This is a genomic window from Bacillus sp. JJ1562, assembly GCF_036962705.1.
GTDB lineage: Bacteria > Bacillota > Bacilli > Bacillales > Bacillaceae_L > Ferdinandcohnia.
The window spans coordinates 135496-156863 of sequence record NZ_JBALOQ010000002.1; the positions used below are offsets into that span (position 1 = coordinate 135496).

The 21368-nt window shown below is 41.3% G+C and carries 19 protein-coding genes; 15 read left to right on the forward strand and 4 right to left on the reverse strand.

Annotated elements, in window-relative coordinates:
- Positions 1-34: 34 nt before the first annotated feature.
- Positions 35-2104 (reverse strand): transglycosylase domain-containing protein, encoded by a 2070-nt coding sequence (locus V7097_RS00720; protein WP_335701670.1) that lies wholly within the window; start codon positions 2102-2104, stop codon positions 35-37.
- A gap of 304 nt (positions 2105-2408) precedes the next feature.
- Here V7097_RS00720 and speE point away from each other — a divergent pair, with 304 nt between their 5' ends.
- The 5 genes from speE to V7097_RS00745 all read left to right on the forward strand — a co-directional run bounded on the left by speE (position 2409) and on the right by V7097_RS00745 (position 6972).
- Positions 2409-3236, forward strand: a complete 828-nt coding sequence (gene speE, locus V7097_RS00725; RefSeq protein ID WP_335701671.1) for a spermidine synthase — start codon at positions 2409-2411, stop codon at positions 3234-3236.
- A gap of 14 nt (positions 3237-3250) precedes the next feature.
- A complete protein-coding gene (gene speB, locus V7097_RS00730) occupies positions 3251-4129 on the forward strand; it encodes an agmatinase (RefSeq protein ID WP_335701672.1) in 879 nt (292 codons plus the stop codon).
- Positions 4130-4291: 162 nt separating this feature from the next.
- Entirely contained in the window at positions 4292-4390 is a 99-nt protein-coding gene (locus tag V7097_RS00735) for a putative holin-like toxin (RefSeq protein ID WP_335701673.1), read from the forward strand.
- Between the two features lie 399 nt (positions 4391-4789).
- The gene (locus V7097_RS00740; protein ID WP_335701674.1) at positions 4790-6685 is read left to right on the forward strand and encodes a heavy metal translocating P-type ATPase; all 1896 of its coding nucleotides are present in this window, start codon (positions 4790-4792) and stop codon (positions 6683-6685) included.
- A gap of 77 nt (positions 6686-6762) precedes the next feature.
- Entirely contained in the window at positions 6763-6972 is a 210-nt protein-coding gene (locus V7097_RS00745; protein WP_335701675.1) for a heavy-metal-associated domain-containing protein, read from the forward strand.
- Positions 6973-7015: 43 nt separating this feature from the next.
- Here the strand turns inward: V7097_RS00745 and modB are convergent, their stop codons facing one another.
- Together modB and modA are read right to left on the reverse strand one after the other, a co-directional pair.
- Positions 7016-7675 carry a molybdate ABC transporter permease subunit gene (gene modB, locus V7097_RS00750; RefSeq protein WP_335701676.1) on the reverse strand — a complete coding sequence of 220 codons (660 nt, stop codon included), beginning with the start codon at positions 7673-7675 and terminating at the stop codon, positions 7016-7018.
- Positions 7672-8460 (reverse strand): molybdate ABC transporter substrate-binding protein, encoded by a 789-nt coding sequence (gene modA / locus V7097_RS00755; RefSeq protein WP_438824176.1) that lies wholly within the window; start codon positions 8458-8460, stop codon positions 7672-7674. Before modA ends, modB begins: the two co-directional genes overlap by 4 nt.
- A gap of 111 nt (positions 8461-8571) precedes the next feature.
- Here modA and V7097_RS00760 point away from each other — a divergent pair, with 111 nt between their 5' ends.
- The 5 genes from V7097_RS00760 to V7097_RS00780 all read left to right on the forward strand — a co-directional run bounded on the left by V7097_RS00760 (position 8572) and on the right by V7097_RS00780 (position 12549).
- Positions 8572-9489 carry a helix-turn-helix transcriptional regulator gene (locus tag V7097_RS00760; protein ID WP_335701677.1) on the forward strand — a complete coding sequence of 306 codons (918 nt, stop codon included), beginning with the start codon at positions 8572-8574 and terminating at the stop codon, positions 9487-9489.
- A 116-nt stretch (positions 9490-9605) separates the two neighbouring features.
- Positions 9606-9983, forward strand: coding sequence for a cytochrome-c oxidase (locus tag V7097_RS00765; RefSeq protein WP_335701678.1), 378 nt, complete (start codon positions 9606-9608; stop codon positions 9981-9983).
- A 147-nt stretch (positions 9984-10130) separates the two neighbouring features.
- Entirely contained in the window at positions 10131-10568 is a 438-nt protein-coding gene (locus V7097_RS00770; RefSeq protein ID WP_438824177.1) for a DUF1934 domain-containing protein, read from the forward strand.
- Positions 10569-12239, forward strand: a complete 1671-nt coding sequence (gene argS, locus V7097_RS00775) for an arginine--tRNA ligase (RefSeq protein ID WP_335701680.1) — start codon at positions 10569-10571, stop codon at positions 12237-12239.
- A 130-nt stretch (positions 12240-12369) separates the two neighbouring features.
- On the forward strand, positions 12370-12549 hold the full coding sequence (locus tag V7097_RS00780; RefSeq protein WP_335701681.1) for a XapX domain-containing protein: 180 nt from the start codon (positions 12370-12372) through the stop codon (positions 12547-12549).
- Positions 12550-12671: 122 nt separating this feature from the next.
- Here the strand turns inward: V7097_RS00780 and cls are convergent, their stop codons facing one another.
- Positions 12672-13877 carry a cardiolipin synthase gene (gene cls, locus V7097_RS00785; protein WP_335701682.1) on the reverse strand — a complete coding sequence of 402 codons (1206 nt, stop codon included), beginning with the start codon at positions 13875-13877 and terminating at the stop codon, positions 12672-12674.
- A 303-nt stretch (positions 13878-14180) separates the two neighbouring features.
- On the opposite strand from cls, the gene V7097_RS00790 reads away from it, so the two are divergent.
- The 5 genes from V7097_RS00790 to V7097_RS00810 all read left to right on the forward strand — a co-directional run bounded on the left by V7097_RS00790 (position 14181) and on the right by V7097_RS00810 (position 21349).
- Entirely contained in the window at positions 14181-16301 is a 2121-nt protein-coding gene (locus tag V7097_RS00790) for a (Fe-S)-binding protein (protein ID WP_335701683.1), read from the forward strand.
- A 361-nt stretch (positions 16302-16662) separates the two neighbouring features.
- The gene (locus V7097_RS00795; protein ID WP_335701684.1) at positions 16663-17841 is read left to right on the forward strand and encodes an acetyl-CoA C-acetyltransferase; all 1179 of its coding nucleotides are present in this window, start codon (positions 16663-16665) and stop codon (positions 17839-17841) included.
- A 28-nt stretch (positions 17842-17869) separates the two neighbouring features.
- Positions 17870-18724 (forward strand): 3-hydroxybutyryl-CoA dehydrogenase, encoded by an 855-nt coding sequence (locus V7097_RS00800; protein WP_335701685.1) that lies wholly within the window; start codon positions 17870-17872, stop codon positions 18722-18724.
- A gap of 70 nt (positions 18725-18794) precedes the next feature.
- A complete protein-coding gene (locus tag V7097_RS00805; protein WP_335701686.1) occupies positions 18795-19928 on the forward strand; it encodes an acyl-CoA dehydrogenase in 1134 nt (377 codons plus the stop codon).
- Between the two features lie 281 nt (positions 19929-20209).
- Positions 20210-21349 carry an acyl-CoA dehydrogenase gene (locus V7097_RS00810; protein WP_335701687.1) on the forward strand — a complete coding sequence of 380 codons (1140 nt, stop codon included), beginning with the start codon at positions 20210-20212 and terminating at the stop codon, positions 21347-21349.
- The last annotated feature ends 19 nt before the right edge of the window (positions 21350-21368 follow it).

A 21368-nucleotide genomic window follows, 5' to 3' on the forward strand; every position in this document is an offset into this window, starting at 1 on the left:
CAGTCCGAATCCAGTCGTCTAAATTCTATCAGTATTAAAACCAATCAAACATCCGTTTAAAGAAACCTTTCTTCTCTTTTTCTTCGTCTTTCTTTGGCTTTTCCTTCTTTCCATCTTCTACATTCGCCGAACAATATTCTGTTGGCTCGGTTCCTGCTTTATAATAGGTCAGTCTAGAAACAGGGCAATCCTTTGTTGGAAGCAAGCCTGTATCTGGATTTACATACACCCCGACAACTCCTTCTGTCGGTTTGAATGGTTTTGGTGCAATATCCTGATGGGCTTCCTCCATGAATCCGGCCCAAATGTTTTTTGCATATTTGTTTTCTTCGACAATCGTCAGTTGTTCATTATTGTCATATCCGGTCCAAATACCCGCGACAAGCTGTGGAGAGTATCCAATCATCCAGCTATCCGTGTCAGTTGATCCTGATTTCGCAGCGTAAAAGCGTGTCAGCTTATCGCTAATTGTTGATCCTGTTACAGCTGTATAATCATTTAATTTTTCATCAAACATTCCTGTCATTAGCTGTGTTGTTACAAACGCTAGATCCTCATCAAGCACCTTTTTGGGTTTAGGAGTATTTTCATAGATGACTTCACCTTTGTAATTTTCAACCCTCGTGATAAAAATGGGCTTATGAAGGGTCCCGCCATTATTAAAGGTGGCGTATGCATTAACCATTTCAAGTACGCTTACACCCGAAGTCCCTAATGCAAGTGAAGGCACATCCTTAAGTTTGCTTGTGATTCCAAGCTTCTTCGCAGTGTCGACAAGCTCGCCGTCATCTAGGAAAAGATGTGTTTTCACGGCGTACACATTGTCAGACAAGGCAATTGCCTGAGCTAACGTAATGGAATCATTGGCATAGTAATTTTTATAATTTCGTGGTGTATATTTTGAGCGGTCATCATCATACAAAAACGTTGTAAGTTCACTTCGAATTTGTGTTGACGGCGTGTAGCCTTTCTCAAGTGCCGCATAATATAAAAATGGTTTAAAGGTTGAACCTGGCTGACGTTTTGCTTGTGTTGCCCGATTAAATGGGCTATCTTCGAAATTTCTACCACCAATTAATGCACGCACCTCACTATTTTTCGGGTCCATCGCAATAAAGCCAAGCTGAATCCCGGAATCTTCTTTTATAAAGTTGACGGACTTATCCTCAGCGATTTTTTGCAGATCTGGGTTTAATGTAGTGTAGACACGTAAGCCACCCGTTTCAATCGTTTCTTGGTCAAGCTTCAATTTTGAATGGAGTTCTTTTTTTACAATGTCCTGGAAATAAGGAGCAATATCCTCCCGCCCAACTATTTTGTTACCGGTTAAGCTTAATTTTTCTGCATTTGCTTGTTCAGCTGTCTTTTTTGAAATGGCGCCATTCACAACCATGGAGTGAATGACGACATTTTGGCGCTGTTTTGCTTTTTCCTCATTTACTAAAGGAGAGTAATGTGTTGGACCCTTTGGGATCCCTGCAAGCATGGAAGCTTCTGCAAGTGAAAGCTCGCTTGCTCTTTTTCCAAAATAGTAATTTGCTGCCGCTTCAATTCCATAGACACCATGTCCATAATAGATAGTATTTAAATAGCCTTCTAAAATCTCTTTCTTGGAATAGCTTAGTTCAAGTCGAATCGTATAAAGGGCCTCGGTGAGTTTTCGGTTCCATGTTTTTTCATGCTCTAAAAACAGGTTTCGGGCGTATTGCTGGGTAATCGTACTCGCGCCTTGGACCTTGGCCATTGCTTTAATGTCGGCAATGATTGCACCGCCAATTCGTTTGTAGTCAAAACCACGATGGTCAAAAAAGTTCCGATCCTCAATCGATACCGTTGCATCAATCACCGCATCGGACATATCATCAAGCGACACCCAATAGCGGGTTTCGCCTTGATGACGTTCTTCCCCGATTAAAGTTCCATCTTCCGCGTAGAATAAGGTCGATAAAGGAACCGCAAGAGGTGGTGCCCCCTGAGTTTTCGCATAGGAAAGCACGCCTAAAATTCCGGCAGCCACAAGGGCACAGCCGATTAAGCCAATGAAAAGACAAGCGCGCAAAATTTTAATCGCCATTTTTAACCGATCATTTGTGATAAGCTCCACCAGGGTTCACCTCTCTCTTTTCTAAGCCATTTCTCGCAGGCATATATCAATCAGTATGAAAAGAATGACGGCATTTTAAACATTAATTTGCTAAAAGATGAAAAATTTTCTTGCATTTTCGCTGGATTCATCTATACTTTTTTGAGTTGAGAGAAATCCGGAAGCTAGCTTTACGTATGCCAAGGCAGATCCATCAACATTGTCTAATTGCACAATCAGGCAGAAACATCAATTTTTTTGAAGGAATTGGGAACGATAAAGGGATGGAATCCCTGAATTTTTCAATCGAAAGGATGTTATGAACATGGAATTATGGTTTACGGAGAAACAAACAAAAAGCTTTGGTATCACGGCAAAAATTAAACAAACCTTACATACAGAACAAACAGAGTTTCAAAAGCTCGATATGATAGAAACTGAGGAATTCGGTAACATGCTTGTTCTTGATGGCATGGTGATGACCACTCAGGTAGATGAGTTCGTTTACCACGAGATGGTAGCGCATGTACCTTTATTTACTCACCCGAATCCTGAAAACGTATTAGTTGTTGGTGGCGGTGACGGCGGAGTAATCCGTGAAGTGTTAAAGCACCCAAGTGTGAAAAAAGCAACTTTAGTTGATATCGACGGAAAAGTAATTGAGTATTCAAAGAAATACCTTCCTGAAATTGCAGGCAAGCTTGAGGACCCACGTGTGGATGTGAAGGTTGACGACGGCTTCCTGCATATTGCCAACAGTGAAAATGAATACGACGTCATTATGGTTGACTCCACTGAGCCTGTAGGTCCAGCGGTAAATCTATTCACAAAAGGCTTTTATGCGGGCATTTCAAAGGCATTAAAAGAAGATGGCGTTTTTGTTGCGCAATCTGACAACCCGTGGTTCACACCAGATTTAATCAGAAACGTTCAACGTGATGTGAAGGAAATCTTCCCAATCACACGTCTATATATTGCGAATATCCCAACATACCCAAGTGGTTTATGGACATTCACGATCGGTTCGAAAAAATATGATCCACTTGAAGTAAGTGACGATCGCTTCCATGAGTTGGAGACAAAATACTATACAAAAGAAATCCATAAAGCAGCGTTTGTATTACCTAAATTTGTTGCTGACTTAACGAAATAATTGGGGGATTTTTGATGAGATTTGATGAAGCTTATTCAGGAAATGTGTTTATCAAAAGCCATCCGAATTTTGAGGAGAGCGAAGCAGTCATTTATGGCATGCCAATGGACTGGACAGTTAGCTACCGTCCAGGTTCACGTTTTGGCCCTAGCCGAATTCGCGAGGTATCGATTGGACTTGAGGAATATAGTCCATACCTTGATAAAGAGCTAGATGAAGTGAAATATTATGATGCGGGCGATATTCCGTTGCCTTTCGGAAATCCGCAACGAAGCCTTGATATAATAGAGGATTTTCTTGATCAGGTGTTAGCAGCTGGAAAATACCCACTTGGAATGGGCGGCGAGCACCTCGTATCCTGGCCAGTGATGAAGGCAGTTTATAAAAAGTATCCAGATCTAGCGATTATCCATTTGGATGCCCATACCGATTTGCGAGAGAATTATGAGGGAGAAGCACTCTCTCACTCGACACCAATTCGTAAAATTGCTGAACTGATTGGTCCTGAAAATGTATTTTCATTCGGGATTCGCTCAGGAATGAAGGAAGAATTCCAATGGGCGAAGGAAAACGGGATGCATATTTCAAAATTTGAAGTGCTAGAGCCGTTAAAAAAGGTTCTGCCAAAGCTAGCGGGCCGCCCTGTATATGTAACGATTGATATTGATGTATTGGATCCGGCGCATGCACCAGGAACAGGTACTGTGGATGCGGGAGGAATTACGTCGAAGGAATTATTAGGTGCGATTCACGAGATTGCGAAATCCGATATTCGAGTAGTCGGTTCAGACTTGGTAGAGGTTGCACCAATCTATGATTCGTCTGAACAAACAGCGAATACAGCTAGTAAGCTAATTCGTGAGATGATTTTAGGATGGGTTCAGAAGAAATAATTAGTGAGTGGAAAGCTTGGGTCTTGGTGGCCCAGGCTTTTTTGTTATGATAGATTTTTGGAATATGTAGGAAAAACGAACAAAAATATGGGTATAATGGAGCTATACAGTTGAAGCAGGGTGGGCAATGTGGTCACTTCCCTAGAGAAGGGAGGTGGCAATATGGTTACTGTTTACGAGGCGCTGTCTCTTATGCTCGGATTCGGAACATTAATCGTAACAGTCATTGCCGTAGTTATTTCGTTTAACAAAAAGAAATAGCTCACCCTGCTAATGTCCAGTTAGATGGTGAGCTTTCTCGCTTAGGACCACTGCTCTTCTTGCAGTAGACTGTATGGTGGAGGAATGGTTGTTAGAGCAACCATTCCTCTTTTTAATATGTGTTGTATTATACATATAATATACCATTTTTTTGACAATAGCAAAACACTTTACCTTCATTTATTAAAAAACCAAAGATTAAAAGACCTATATAGAAAAATTCATAAACTAGAAAAAAGATAAAAATGTAAAATAAGGAACTCCCCAAATCACGTTCATGTGCAACAGTGTTTGGGGAGTTTTTCTTGAATTTTGACGGCGGTCAAATAATTTATCCTGTCTTTTCCTTATCATAAAGATATAGAAAGAAAGCAAAGTAGGAAAGGGGAGAAAATCAAAATGATCAAGTGGATTAATCAACAAAAAACGAAAGTAACTGTAATTTCAGGAGCCTTGCTTGTTCTCGCTTTGATTTTTCATTTAGCCGAATATGATTTGTTAAAATCAGCTTCACTCATCATTGTGACAATCACCGCGGGAATCCCAATCTTCATTAGAGCATTCCAAGCATTAAAAATGAGGGCATTCAGCATTGAGCTACTCGTCACGATCGCTGTTATTGGTGCGTTGTTTATCGGTGAATTTGTCGAGTCAGCCGTTGTTACATTCCTATTTTTATTCGGTGATTATTTAGAAGCTCGAACTCTGGAAAAAACACGTTCATCCCTAAAAGACCTTGTCGAAATGGCACCACTGGAAGCGGTTGTTATCAGAGATGGCAGTCAAGTCACAATCCCAGTTAAAGAGGTTCGAGTTTGCGACCGTGTGATTATCCGCTCAGGTGGAAAGGTTCCAGTAGACGGCAGAATCGTTTCAGGTCAGGCTTCTCTCAATGAAGCAGCTGTTACCGGTGAATCTGTACCAGCATCAAAGAAAATAGAAGACAAAGTATTCAGTGGAACAATCGTAGACAATGGCTATATCGAATTGATTGCAGAAAAAGTGGGAGACGATACAACTTTTGCAAAAATTATCGAGCTTGTGGAAGAAGCACAGGAATCTAAATCAAAAACAGAGAAATTCCTTAATAAATTTGCGAATATCTATACACCAGCTGTCGTTGTTTTATCAGTACTTGTCTATCTGTTCACTAGAGATGTCCATATCGCGATAACGTTCCTTGTCATCGCTTGCCCCGGTGCACTTGTGATTGGAGCCCCAGTATCAAACGTTGCTGGGATAGGAAATGGTGCGAAAAACGGTGTCTTAGTGAAAGGTGGAGAAGTCATGGATATATTCTCAAAAGTAGACACGCTCGTCTTCGATAAAACAGGTACACTGACGAAAGGGAAACCCGAAGTAACAGATATCAAGGCCTTCGGAAGCCTCGAAACAAATGAATTATTGCAACTCGTTGCACAAGCGGAAACCATTTCCGAGCACCATCTAGGACAAACGATTGTTAAAGAAGCAATTGCGAGAAAACTAGCGTTAGAGATTGAACCAGAAGAAGGCGAAGTCATTAAAGGAAATGGGATCCGGGCAAAAGTTGCAGGTTATGTACTTGCGATTGGGAATCGGAAACTGATGGATTCTGAAGGTATTGAAATTCCTGAAACCATCGGGGCTTATGCAATTGACAGAGAAAAAGCTGGAAACACCGCAATCTTTGCTAGTGTTGATGGCAAAATCGCAGGCATTTTTTCAATTGCGGATCAAATTCGTGAAGATGCACAAAGAGCACTAGCCCAATTGCGAAAAAATGGCGTTAAGAAAATCGTGATGTTAACCGGTGATAACAAACATACCGCGGAGCTTGTCGCAACTACCTTAGGCTTGGATGGATTTCATGCAGAGTTACTTCCAGAGGATAAAGTCGAATACGTGAAAAAATTAAAAGCAGCAGGTCATGTCATTGCAATGGCAGGAGACGGAATCAACGATGCTCCAGCAATTGCAACTGCTGATATCGGACTCGCAATGGGTGAAGGTGGTACAGATATTTCGATGGAAACGGCTGACGTCGTCTTAATGGAAGATAAGCTCATGCAATTCTCACATGCTTATTTATTATCAAAAGCAACCATTCGCAACATGAAGCAAAACACATTCTTTGCAGTTGGAATTGCATTCGTCCTTCTTATCGGGGTCCTCATGGGAACGGTCCACCTAGCATCTGGAATGTTCATCCATGAAGCAAGCGTCCTCCTTGTGATTCTGAACGCTATGAGATTAATGGGCTTCAACCGCAAAACAATGAAGAAGGAACACGCATTGCGAGTAGCAACTGCCTAAAATTTGACCTGGGTCAAAGAAGTACATGAAAAATCATCTTACAATAATAATAGAAAAAGAAAAAAGGAGAGATTTACATGGAAACAATTAAACTACAATTAGAACCACTTACTTGTCCATCTTGTATTAAAAAGATCGAATCAAAGGTTGCAAAAATGGAAGGTGTAGAAGAAGCAAAAGTATTATTTAATTCAAGTAAAGTGAAGGCTACATTTGACTCCGAACGAGTTTCAAAAGAACAAATCGCGGAAACCATCGAAAAACTAGGTTACCAAGTATTGCATTAATGTTGAAACGGGCAGGCGACCATGAGACTTGCCCGTTTCATATTTAGTTAGCTTTTATAAAATGCACAAGAAACAGCATGATAAACGAAATGACAATGATACATGCGACCCACGCCCATGCTAATTGCATGTTTCCTGAATCAATTGCCAAATAAATGGCTACCGAAGTTGTCTTGGTTTTTCCTGGGATATTTCCAGCAAACATGAGAGTGGCACCAAATTCACCTAATCCCCTTGCAAAGCTTAATATTCCGCCTGAAATAATGGATTTTAGCGCGAGTGGAATCGAAACGAAGAGAAATAGTTTCCAATTCCCTGCACCATCTACACGGGCTGCGTTCTCAATATCAGGATCAATACCTTCGAATCCTGTCTTAGCGGATTGATACATGAGTGGAAAAGCAACAACGGTTGAGGCGATTGCAGCAGCCCACCATGTAAACATAATCGGTTGATCAAATAGCCATTCAATCCCTTGACCAATCACACTGTTTCTACCAAAAATAATAATTAACAAGAATCCTACAACGGTAGGGGGTAAGACTAAAGGTAATAGAAAGATCGTTTCTACGATTGCCTTCCCTTTGAATTTAGCATGAGCCATTCCTCTTGCTAAAAACAGCCCTGCTATTAATACGATTACAGTTGATACTGTAGCTATTTCGAGTGAAAGCTTGATCGGTGACCAAAAATCAGATGTCATTTTGCTTCATTCAGTCCTTTGAATCCATATTCTTCAAATATATTTATCGAAGATTCATTTTGAAGATATTCATAGAATTTTAGTGCTTCCTCCCGATGCTTGCTTTCTTTAATGACACCTAGAGGATAAATAATGGGTGAATGGGTATCAGCGTCTGCTGTTGCAATGATTTGCACTTTTTCAATAGAGACAGCATCTGTTTTATAGACGATTCCCGCATCTACATTATTCGTTTCCACATATGTAAGTACTTGGCGAACATCTTTAGCGAATACAATCTTTTCTTCAATGGCAGTCCAGATATTCATTTTTTCTAGAGCTTCCTTGGCGTATTTTCCGGCAGGTACAGATTCCGGTGTGCCAATGGAAATTCTGGTCGCATTTGATAGTTCTTCGAATGATGTAATCCCATTTTCAGCATCCTTAGGAACGACCAAAACGATTTCATTCCCCAATAGTTGGATCCCATCTTCCTTGTCAATGAGTCCTTCATTAACCAATGATTCAAATTTATCCATTGCAGCAGAGAAAAATAAATCAGCCGGAGCTCCCTGTGAAATTTGCTGTTGAAGGGTACCAGATCCACCAAAGTTAAAAACTAACTTTATATTAGGGTACTCTTCCTCAAACCCTTTTTGAATTGTTACTAAGGCATCCTGTAAGCTTGCTGCAGCAGAGATGGTCAGCTCTACTTTTTCAGTGGTCTTTGCTTGGTCATCTGCTGAACAAGCCACTACGACAAAGAACATCATTAAAAAAAGTAAGAAGTAAGTAAATTTTTTCATTTTGTACTCCCTTTTATATCTAGTTATAACTAATTATAGCTAGATATAATTGAAAAGAAAATAACAATTTTGCGGATGATTGGGATAAAATGAAGAGATGGAGGGATGAACATGCCAAACGAACTTTCCTATACGATAGAAGAAGTATCACAGTTACTCAAGGTATCCAAATTAACCGTATATGACCTTGTGAAAAAAGGAGAACTTCCTGTTTTTCGAGTGGGTAGACAGATGCGGATGGACGCGAAGGATTTGCACAATTATATCAATCAACAAAAGACTTCTTCAGTGATACCGCCTGAGCTACAAAGACCAGAGGTAAAATCTTCACCGAGCATTGTCATAAGTGGACAGGACATGGTATTAGATATTCTCGGGAAGTACATTGAGCAGCATTCAACCCATAAAACACTCCGTTCATTCTCGGGTAGTTTGAATAGTCTTATCTCCATGTATAATGGAGAATGTGATGTTGTAAGTTTACATATGTTTGATGGAGATACAGGAGAGTACAATCTTCCTTATATAAAAAAGATCTTAGTGAGTTACCCATATGTATTAATCAATCTTCTTTCTAGAAAAGCAGGTTTTTATGTTCAAAAGGGAAACCCACTTGGGCTCTCTGATTGGACAGATTTAAGTAGGGAGAAGCTAAGAATCGTTAACCGCGAAAAAGGCTCTGGAGCTCGAATTTTGCTTGATGAACAGCTTCGAATCAAGCAGATTCCGGTAGCGGGTATTAATGGTTATGAACGCGAGGAAACAAGTCACTTAAGTGTGGCATCTGCTGTTTCCACAGGAGCTGCAGATGTTGGTGTCGGGATTGAAAAGGCAGCAAAAATAGTTGGAATTGATTTTATCCCTTTAATTTCGGAACGATACGACCTAGTGATGCTAAAAACACCAAAAAACGAAGAACTCATTAAGACTGTAAAATCCATTTTGGCTTCTAAGGTATTTCAAACTGAGATAAACTCCTTGGGAGATTATGATGTATCCGAAACAGGCAAGGTTCTTTTTGAAACGTGAATGATCATACGGAGGCTAAGCGCTCCTAAAATATATTTACAAAATTATGGCAATTCTTTCTTGTTAGGTGAATATAATACATTTGAACTACATTTGCCTAATAAAGGAGGAATTCGATGGTTGGGATTCGCTTTTTGAAAATGGCGGCATTGTATTTTGTGATTGGTGTTCTGATCGGGATGGGCATGTCGATGTCACACACGTACACGCTAACAGGAGTCCATGTTCATATTAACTTACTAGGCTGGGCCTCCATGGGGCTTGCTGGGATTGTTTACTATTTATTCCCGCGGGCAGGAGAATCAATGCTTGGTAAGATCCATTTTTGGCTTCATAACATTGGCTTGCCGGTGATGATGATTGGACTTACGATGTTATTGTTTGGCAATACGGCGGTCGAACCAGCTATTGCAGTAGGCGGCACCGTTACAACCCTCGGCATCATACTATTTGCAATCAATGTCTTCTTGAATGTCAAAGTTACAAAGCAATAATACTATAATCACACTTATCCAAACATCCAAACTCGGCCCACAAAGCCGAGTTTTTTTATACCATCACGACGGCGAAAAATCCATTTTAATTTGAAATCCCCTCACAAAATGCCGTATACTAGTAAAGTTAATGACTTATAGGGATGTGTGAAAATGAGTCAAGAAGGAACACCTATTGACCTCAAATTTGTAACAGAAATTAAAGACGGCCCGCGGAAAGAAAATGTTGCTTTTGACGCAAATGGTCTATACTACATAAAGGGTAATAATACGTACTTGCAGTTTGATGAAGAGCAAGAAATCGGTACAGTAAAAACGGTCATCAAAATCTCGGACAAAGAGGTTCTCATTCTTCGTTCGGGTATTGTGAAAATGCGTCAGGTTTACCGAAAAAATGAAACCACAAACGGTTCCTTTAAAAACCAGCTTGGAACGTTTAACCTCACCACAAAAACAAATAATATTGAATACAAATGGTACAAAAACTCTCGTAAAGGGACGTTGTTTTTAGCATATGAGCTTTCACTTCACGGTGAAAAGTCGGGATTACATAAAATAACCATTACATTTAAGGAGCGAAACTAGATGAATGTTGTTGACCAAGTAAAAGAACGCTTAAAAGCAGAAATAAAAGCCGCGGTTTTAAAAGCTGGACTAGCTACAGAAGACCAAATTCCTGAGGTTGTGTTAGAGCTTCCAAAGGATAAGGCGCACGGGGACTATGCGACAAACATGGCGATGCAGCTAGCGCGTGTAGCGAAAAAGGCACCTCGTATGATTGCCGAAGAACTCGTTGCGAACTTCGATAAATCAAAAGCCTCCATTGAAAAGATTGAAATTGCCGGCCCAGGATTTATCAATTTTTATATGAATAATTCCTATTTAACAGATTTAATCCCCGCGATTTTAACAGCAGGTGAAGCGTACGGTGAAACAACAGTAGGTAATAAGCAGAAGGTTCAAGTCGAGTTTGTTTCAGCAAACCCAACAGGTGACCTTCACCTTGGACATGCTCGTGGGGCAGCAGTAGGTGATTCATTAAGTAATATTTTAGAAAAAGCAGGCTATGATGTGTCTCGCGAGTACTACATCAATGATGCCGGTAACCAAATCAACAACTTAGCGAAGTCCGTTGAGGCACGCTATATGCAGGCGCTCGGCAAGGATGCCCAGATGCCTGAAGACGGCTACCATGGGCAAGATATCATAGGGATCGGAAAGCGAATTGCTGAAGAGTTCGGCGATAAATATGTGAATATAGCTGAACAAGAACGCTTCGACTTTTTCCGTGAATATGGGTTGAAATATGAGATGGAGAAGCTTCAAAAGGATTTAGAAGAGTATCGAGTTCGTTTTGATGTATGGTACTCTGAGACTTCTCTTTACCATAACGGAAAAATTGACCGAGCTCTTAGTGCGCTTCGTGAAGCTGGACATATTTACGAAGAGGACGGTGCTACATGGTTCCGTTCAACAACATTTGGTGACGACAAAGACCGTGTTTTAATTAAAAATGATGGTTCGTATACGTATTTAACACCGGATATTGCCTACCATCAGGACAAGCTTGAGCGTGGCTTTGAAAAATTAATCAACGTGTGGGGTGCTGATCATCACGGATATATTCCACGTATGAAGGCGGCCATTCAGGCGTTAGGCTATGAAAATGATACTCTTGAAGTCGAAATTATTCAGCTTGTTCATCTCTTTAAAGATGGTGAAAAAATGAAGATGAGTAAACGTACAGGTAAGGCTGTTACGATGCGCGAACTAACTGAAGAAGTTGGTTTAGATGCAGTTCGATACTTCTTCGCAATGAGAAGCTCTGATACTCATCTTGATTTTGACCTTGATTTAGCGGTATCACAATCAAATGAGAACCCTGTGTACTATGCACAATATGCGCACGCACGTATTTGCAGCATGCTCCGCTCTGGTGACGAGATGAATATTACCCTAGACGGAAACTATGCGCTTGAAAATATTAATTCCGAAAAAGAAATTGACCTTTTGAAGAAGCTTGGTGAGTTCCCTGCGGCTGTAACGGAAGCAGCAGAAAAGCGAATTCCACACCGCATCTCAAATTATATTAATGAGCTAGCGGCTGCACTTCATAGCTTCTACAATGCTGAAAAAGTGCTTGATCAAGACAATCTTGACAAAACAAAAGCACGCCTGGCTCTAATGAAAGCTGTACAAATTACATTGCAAAGTTCGTTAAAATTAATTGGTGTATCTGCACCTGAAAAAATGTAATACTTTTGCCTGAGGCCCTTACTTTGAGTAGAGGGCCTTTTTGTCGGGAATAATGAGGTAAAGTGAAGCTTCAATTAGTGGAGGTTTTACTGCTTTGTTAATTCGGGGAAAAAAGGGGAGGATTCCATACATGAAAGAGGTTCTCTTGGCACTCATATCGGGTGTAATTGTCGGATTTTTATTTGCTTTACTAAAACTACCAATCCCAGCACCACCAGCGCTCGCAGGGGTTACTGGAGTAGTTGGCGTTTATTTGGGATTTAAGTTATTCCAATGGATAGTACCACTCTTTCAATTTGGACCGAAATAAAGAAGAGGCACCTATGCTACGGGTGCCTCATTTGTGCTAAAAACAGTATTTCTGAATTAACGTTTGTATTTTCGTATTAAAAACAGTTTTTGAAAAATAAAAACAGTATTTCGCACCGAACCCTATAAAAAGAACGAAATCAAGGTCGCAAATTTGATTTTAAACTTTTTCTCTGACTTTAGTTCATTGATTCGATCCCGAGTAAGTTCATCTGAAGTTGCAAAATCCTCCTCCACAACCTTTTTTATCTCTTTAATCACTTCCTTGTCATGGATATAACAATTGATTTCATAATTAGAATAAAGACTTCTTTTATCAAAATTTGCGGTTCCAATGTCACATAGCTTGTCATCGATACAAATCACTTTTGCATGATAAAAGCCCCTTGTATACATATTGAATTGAATGCCAAACTTTGAAAGTTCGTCTAAATATGGTATGGAAGCTTCTTTTACAAAAGGATGATCTGGTTTCTTTGGTAAAAGGACACGGATTTTTACATTTCGTTTCGCAGCGGCAATCAATTCCTGTTTGAGCTGATCACTTAGTACAAAATAAGGAGAACCAATGATGATTTCATTCTCAGCCTCCTTGATCATATCGACAAAATCGTCTTCTAGGTAAGCGCCGTTTGTTGAAATGAACCTTGTGGGCGATTTACCTTTTGGAAGTGGTGGGAAATAGGTGTTATGGTTTTTGATGGCTTCCTCTGTTGAATCATACCAATCTTTCAAAAACTGTGTCTGCAGGTCTGCGACTCCTTCACCGGTCAGTTTCAAATGATAATCACGCCAAAAGCCAAATTTCGGGTCCTTGCCGAGATATTCTTTTCCGATATTAAAGCCGCCCATATACCCCGTTTTTCCATCAACGACAGTAATCTTTCTGTGGTTACGTGCATTGAGCTTGTAAAAAAAATATGGAAAGTTAGGTTTGTTGCTGTAGGCAAATGAAACGCCTGAACGGGTCAGGTCTTTTTCCATTTCCTTCGTAACATTGTGGGCACCAACCCAATCCAGAAGCAAACGAACCTTGACACCTTGCTCCGATTTTTTCTTTAAAAGAGTGACAAAATCTTTACTAATATCATCATCCTGCAAAATATAAAACTGCACATGAATATGATCGGATGCATTTTCCATGTCTGAAAAAAGCTCGGAGAAGAGTGAATTCCCTGTGGCATATAGACTGACATCACTATTTCGTAATGGAAACTCATCGTTAACTTGTTTTTTTAAGTGACTTTTTCTTCCGAGACTGTAATCAAGGCGGAGTAACAGTAATAGAATAATGATAATAAGGACAATCCAGAAGATAGCTCTCAACATATTTACCCCTCCTTTAATGGCGTTCACTTAGTTTATACGAAAATTGGATTGATTATTTGAGATTTCTTAATAAAAATCATTGACTGAATGCTCATTCATTATATAATGGAGGTATAAACAATATAGTCTGAAAATTAATTCCATTAACTTTATTCAGTCGAAGTTTGAACTCCGACTAAATAAAGTTAAAGCCTCCGGCGGAGACATGCGATTTTCAAAGGAAATTTTTCGAGCAAGTCGAAAAAATCTGGGCGCAAATACGCCAAGGCGCATTTGATTAAAACTTACGAAAGGAGTTTAAACATGAATATCCTCTTAGTTATCAATCTTCTTGCATTCTTAGTTGTAACCGCTTACGCAATTTATCTTTTCGTTTATCTCATTAAGACAAGAATTGCTTATATCAAGCTTGGCAAAAAGGTTGAATTTGATGGGAAAGTCAAGGAACGCCTTGAACAGATTTGGATCAACGTGTTCGGACAGAAGAAACTTTTAAAGGATAAAAAGAGTGGAGCCATCCACGTCATGTTTTTCTATGGGTTTATTCTTGTCCAATTTGGAGCGATTGATTTTATTTGGAAGGGCTTAAAGCCAGGATCGCATCTTCCCCTTGGACCATTGTATCCAGGCTTTGCATTTTTCCAAGAAATTGTCACATTTATGATTTTAGTTGCGGTCGTGTGGGCTTTCCATCGTCGCTATGTTGAAAAGCTTGTACGTCTCAAAAGAGGCTTTAAATCAGGACTTGTCCTTTTATTTATTGGTGGCTTGATGCTTTCTGTTTTATTAGGAAACGGTGCGGGAATCGTCTGGCATGGTCATGAAGCAACATGGACTGAGCCAATCGCATCCGTAATTTCACTTGCTTTAGGTGGGCTTAATGAAACAGCTGCAATTGTCATTTTCTATATTGCATGGTGGATTCACTTAATCTTCCTGCTAAGCTTCCTTGTCTATGTGCCACAATCTAAACACGCGCACTTAATTGCTGGACCTGTGAATGTTTACTTAAGTAGACAAACAAGCCCAGGCAAGCTTGAGAAAATTGATTTTGAAGATGAAACTCAGGAAACCTTTGGTGTTGGAAAAATTGAAGACTTTAAGCAAACACAATTAGTCGATCTATATGCATGTGTTGAATGTGGTCGCTGTACAAATATGTGTCCGGCAACAGGCACTGGAAAAATGCTTTCGCCAATGGATTTGATTTTGAAATTACGTGATCACCTAACTGAAACAGGTGCGGTCGTTACTTCACGTGTACCATGGGTGCCAGCTGTTGCATTCAATCATACAAAGGGAAATCAGCTAGCACTTGCTTCAAGTAGCCAAGGCGCAAATGAAACAGCTGCTACTGCTGAATTAGCCTATAGCCCAAGCTTAATTGGCGATGTCATCACAGAAGAAGAAATTTGGGCATGTACTACTTGCCGTAACTGTGAAGACCAATGTCCAGTTATGAACGAGCATGTAGATAAAATCATTGATTTACGTCGTTATTTAGTTCTTACAGAGGGCAAAATGGATGCCGATGCTCAGCGTGCAATGACGAATATTGAGCGTCAAGGAAATCCTTGGGGCCTTAACCGTAAGGAAAAAGAAAACTGGCGTGCAGTCCGAGATGATGTTCATGTACCAACAGTAAAAGAAGTAAAAAAAGCAGGCGAAGAGTTCGAATACCTTTTATGGGTTGGTTCCATGGGTGCATTTGATAACCGAAGCCAAAAAATCGCTCTTTCTTTTGCGAAGCTGATGAATGAAGCAGGCGTGAAGTTTGCGATTTTAGGAAACAAGGAGAAAAACTCTGGTGATACACCTCGTCGTCTTGGAAATGAATTCCTATTCCAAGAGCTTGCGACAAATAACATCGCTGAATTTGAAAAGGAAGAAGTGAAGAAAATCGTCACAATCGACCCACATGCATACAATATTTTCAAAAATGAGTACCCAGACATGGGGCTTCAGGGTGTTGAGGTCTTCCACCATACAGAGCTCTTATATGACCTTGTAAAAGAGGGAAGATTGGTTCCGAAGCATGCAGTGAACGAAGTCATTACTTGGCATGATTCATGTTACTTAGGACGCTACAATGACGTGTATGATCCACCTCGTGAAATATTAAAACAAATTCCAGGTGTGCAGCTCGTCGAAATGGAACGCAACCGTGAACAAGGAATGTGCTGTGGTGCAGGTGGCGGTCTAATGTGGATGGAAGAGGATACAGGTACTCGCATTAACGTAGCAAGAACAGAGCAAGCGATAGCTGTAAACCCAACCACAATTGGGTCCGGTTGTCCTTACTGCTTAACAATGTTAAGTGATGGTACGAAGGCGAAGGAAGTTGAAGACCAAATCGGAACTTACGATATCGCTGAAATCCTTGAAAGATCAGTAGTCGGCGATCAAAAGGAAATTGCATCTTAATGGAAATTCATGATTTATCTTCCATGATTGATGTTGTAAAATAGGAATATAGGAAACTTCCAAAAGAATTTTAATAGTATAAGAGTAACGAGAGAGGTGTACATTCGTACGCCTCCCTCTTTCAGACAAGGTTGAGCGAGCGTTCAGTCGGGTAAATGTAAGCGGTTTCTAATGTTGGGTGAATTGTACCCGATTCGGGGTAGCTGCAAGGAAAAGGGTAACACAAACGTGAGAATCGTACCCGATTTGGGGTAGCTGCAAGGAAAAGGGTAACACAAACGTGAGAATCGTACCCGATTTGGGGTAGTTGGAAACCAATAGCTAAACTAATTTCATTCGATAAAAATCAAGGAGGTTGGAGATGGGAAAAACAGTAATTGTCAGCGGTGTTCGTACTCCATTTGGAAAATTAGGGGGAAGTCTTAGTTCATTAACAGCATCTGAGCTTGGTGGAATTGCCATCAAGGAAGCATTAAAGCGAGCAGGTATCGAAGGTAATATTGTGGATGAAGTAATATTTGGAAATGTTTTACAGGGTGGCCAAGGTCAGATTCCTTCACGTCAGGCAGCACGAAACGCGGGAATCCCGTGGGAAGTAAAAACAGAAACCATCAATAAAGTGTGTGCATCAGGGCTTCGCAGTGTCACGCTTGCCGATCAAATCATTCGTGTTGGTGACGAAGAAGTGATTGTTGCCGGTGGCATGGAATCAATGAGCAATGCGCCATATTTTTTACCGAAAGCACGCTTTGGACTACGTATGGGAGATGCGAGCTTAAAGGACTTAATGGTTCATGATGGCTTAACCTGTAGCTTCCAGGGTGTTCACATGGGAACCTATGGTAATGAGGTTGCGTCAGAGCTGGACATTTCAAGAGAAGAACAAGACGAGTGGGCTCTCCGCAGTCATGAACGTGTGATCTCAGCAACCCGGTCAGGGAAACTAGCTGAAGAAATTGTGGCAGTGGAAGTAAAAGGTCGAAAAGGAGCAGTTACAGTCGTTGACCAAGACGAGGCACCACGTGCAGACACAACCATCGAAAAGCTAGCAAAACTTAAGTCTGCGTTTAATGCAGACGGTACGATCACAGCAGGGAATGCGCCTGGTGTTAACGACGGTGCGGCTGCTCTCGTTCTTATGAGTGAGGAGCGGGCAAAGCAAGAAGGAAAAGAGCCCATTGCTACAATTCTTGCCCATGCAGCCATTTCCGTTGAAGCGAAGGACTTCCCAAAAACTCCAGGCCTTGTGATCAATGAATTATTAAAGAAAACAGGTAAAACGGTTGATGAGATTGATTTGTTTGAAATCAATGAAGCCTTTGCTGCAGTTGCGTTAACAAGTGGAAGAATATCCAATCTTGACCCAGAAAAAGTCAACGTCAACGGTGGAGCAGTAGCACTAGGTCACCCAATCGGGGCAAGTGGAGCGAGAATTATTATTACACTTATCCATGAATTAAAACGTCGTGGCGGTGGCATCGGAATTGCGGCTATCTGTAGTGGTGGAGGCCAGGGCGACGCGATAATGGTCGAAGTATAAAAATGGTGAATCTAGGAGGTATGTTTCGATGAAGGTTCAAAAAGTGATGGTAATTGGGGCAGGGCAAATGGGCTCAGGGATTGCACAGGTTTGTGCAATGGCAGGCTATGATGTGAAGCTTCATGATTTAAAGCAGGAATACCTTGATCGCGGGTTTGCGACGATCACGAGAAATCTTACCCGCCAAGTGGATAAAGGTCGAATGAGTGAAGAAAATAAGGCAGCAATATTGGGAAGACTCTCACCATCTCTAGAACTACAAAATGCAAGTGATGTTGACCTAGTCATCGAGGCTGCCCTTGAAAATATGGACATCAAAACGAAGCTTTTCTCTCAACTAGATGAAATTACACCTCAGAACGCTATTTTAGCAACAAATACTTCCTCTCTCCCAATTACTGAAATTGCGGCAGCAACAAAGCGCCCGGAAAAAGTAATTGGAATGCATTTTATGAATCCAGTTCCAGTTATGAAATTAGTTGAAATTATTCGCGGCTTAGCGACAGGCGATGAAGTCTATCAAGTCATTGAAGACATGACAAAAACGTTAAACAAGGTCCCTGTTGAAGTGAACGACTTCCCAGGATTTGTGTCAAACCGCATTTTAATGCCGATGATCAATGAAGCAATTTACACACTTTACGAAGGTGTTGCCACAAAGGAAGCAATTGATGACGTCATGAAGCTTGGAATGAATCATCCGATGGGGCCACTGACACTAGCTGATTTTATCGGGCTTGATACATGCCTTTATATTATGGAAACCCTTCACGAAGGCTTCGGTGATGACAAATATAGACCATGTCCATTGCTTCGTAAATACGTGAAAGCAGGTTGGTTAGGCAAAAAATCAGGTCGAGGTTTCTATACTTACGAGGGATAGAGGTGAGTCATACGTGACAACTCTAGCAAATAACCCAAAACATCAGGAACCCCTATCGGAGGGAAACAGCATGGATTTTCATTTTACAGAAGAGCAAGACATGATGCGGAAAATGGTTCGTGATTTTGCGAAAGAGGAAATCGCGCCGTTTGTGGAGCGCATGGAAAATGGGGAGTTTCCAAGAGACATTCTTTCGAAAATGGGGTCCCTTGGACTAATGGGAATAACAACCCCTGAAAAATATGGCGGTGCTGGGATGGATTTTACATCCTATATTATTGCCATCAATGAGCTCTCTAAGGTGAGCGCGACAATCGGGGTTATTTTATCCGTTCATACCTCTGTTGGTACGCACCCCATTTTATATTTTGGAACAGAGGAGCAAAAGCAGGAGTACATTCCTAAGCTTGCCAGTGGGGAATATCTTGGGGCTTTTTGCCTCACAGAACCGAGCGCTGGCTCAGATGCCGCAAGCTTAAAAACAAGAGCTGTAAAGCGGGGTGACCATTATGTATTGAATGGTTCAAAGGTCTTCGTCACAAATGGTGGGGAAGCGGATGTGTATATTGTGTTTGCTCGTACAAATCCGAATGAAACAGGAAGTAAGGGCATTACGGCTTTTATTGTTGAAAAAAACACCCCGGGCTTTGTGTTCGGTAAAGATGAGCATAAAATGGGGCTTCTTGGTTCTCGGACACTTCAAATCACACTTGAGGATGTGAAGGTGCCAGTTGAAAATGTTCTAGGTACTGAAGGTGAGGGCTTTAAGGTCGCAATGGCGAATCTAAGCGTTGGTCGAATCGGTATCGCCGCACAGGCCCAAGGAATTGCGGAGGCTGCGCTTGAACACGCAGTGGAATACGCAAAAGGACGTCATCAATTCGGTAAACCAATCGCCTCATTACAGGGGGTAGGCTTTAAGCTAGCTGATATGGCGACAGCTGTTGAAGCGGCAAGACTACTTGTTTATCGGGCGGCATTTCTACAACAGCAAGGTTTGCCTTGTGCGAAGGAATCCTCGATGGCAAAGCTATTTGCATCTAAAACCGCGATGGAGGTCACCTCGGAAGCGATTCAGGTATATGGCGGCTACGGATATACGAAGGATTATCCAGTAGAAAGGTTCTTCCGCGATGCGAAAATAACCGAGATTTATGAGGGTACAAGTGAGATTCAAAGGATTGTGATTAGTAAGCAATTGTAATGGGCTATTGTGCAAATAACTGTGTGGGTGACGCGAATATGAGGTCAGCAACGCAAATCTGTTGGTGACGACGCAAATCCGTCGCATGTGACGCAAATAATTAGCCGAGGACGCAAATCCGTGGATTCCGACGCAAATATTTAGCTGGAGACGCAAATATCCGGCCACAGACGCAAATAACTGGGCGAATGACGCAAAAATCCAAACAATGACGCAAATCCCGCCCTAACGATGCAATTCATCACAAAAACTAACATTCTATGAAAGTGGAGGTCCTATCGATGTACTTTAAATTATCAGAAGAGCATGAAATGATTCGGAAAATGGTTCGTGATTTTGCCAAAAATGAAGTGGCACCAACTGCAGCAGAACGCGATGAAGAAGAACGATTTGACCGTGAAATTTTCGATAAAATGGCAGAACTCGGCTTAACCGGGATTCCGTGGCCAGAGGAATATGGTGGCATTGGTAGTGACTATTTAGCGTATTGTATCGCAGTTGAGGAGCTATCAAGAGTTTGTGCATCAACAGGGGTAACACTTTCTGCCCATACATCACTGGCAGGCTGGCCTATTTACAAGTTTGGTAGTGAGGAGCAGAAGCAAAAATATCTACGACCAATGGCACAGGGCGAAAAAATCGGTGCGTATGGTTTAACCGAGGCTGGCTCCGGATCTGATGCTGGTGGAATGAGAACAACTGCTAGATTAGAAGGTGACCATTATGTTTTAAACGGCTCTAAAATCTTCATCACAAATGGTGGGATTGCTGATATTTATGTCGTGTTTGCGCTAACAGATCCATCCTCTAAGCATAAAGGAACGAGTGCATTTATTATTGAAAGCGACTTTCCTGGTTTCTCAGTAGGGAAAAAGGAAAAGAAGCTGGGTATTCGTTCATCACCTACAACTGAAATTATGTTTGAAGAGTGTCGCGTACCTAAGGAAAATTTACTTGGTGAAGAGGGAGAAGGCTTTAAAATTGCAATGATGACGCTTGATGGTGGCCGTAATGGGATTGCTGCACAAGCAGTTGGGATTGCGCAAGGCGCACTAGATGCAGCAACGGAGTATGCGAAGGAGCGTGTCCAGTTTGGCAAGCCAATTGCAGCTCAACAAGGGGTTGGCTTTAAGCTTGCGGATATGGCAACTAGTGTAGAGGCTGCTCGTCTCTTAACCTATCAAGCGGCATGGTTGGAGTCAGAGGGACTTCCATATGGAAAAGAATCAGCGATGTCGAAACTTTTTGCTGGGGACACCGCGATGAAGGTGACAACGGAAGCAGTTCAAGTCTTTGGTGGGTACGGTTATACAAAGGATTACCCAGTGGAGCGTTATATGCGCGATGCTAAAATCACCCAAATCTATGAAGGTACACAGGAAATCCAACGTCTCGTTATCTCTAGAATGCTAACAAAATAGTACAATCAAAAAATTGGAG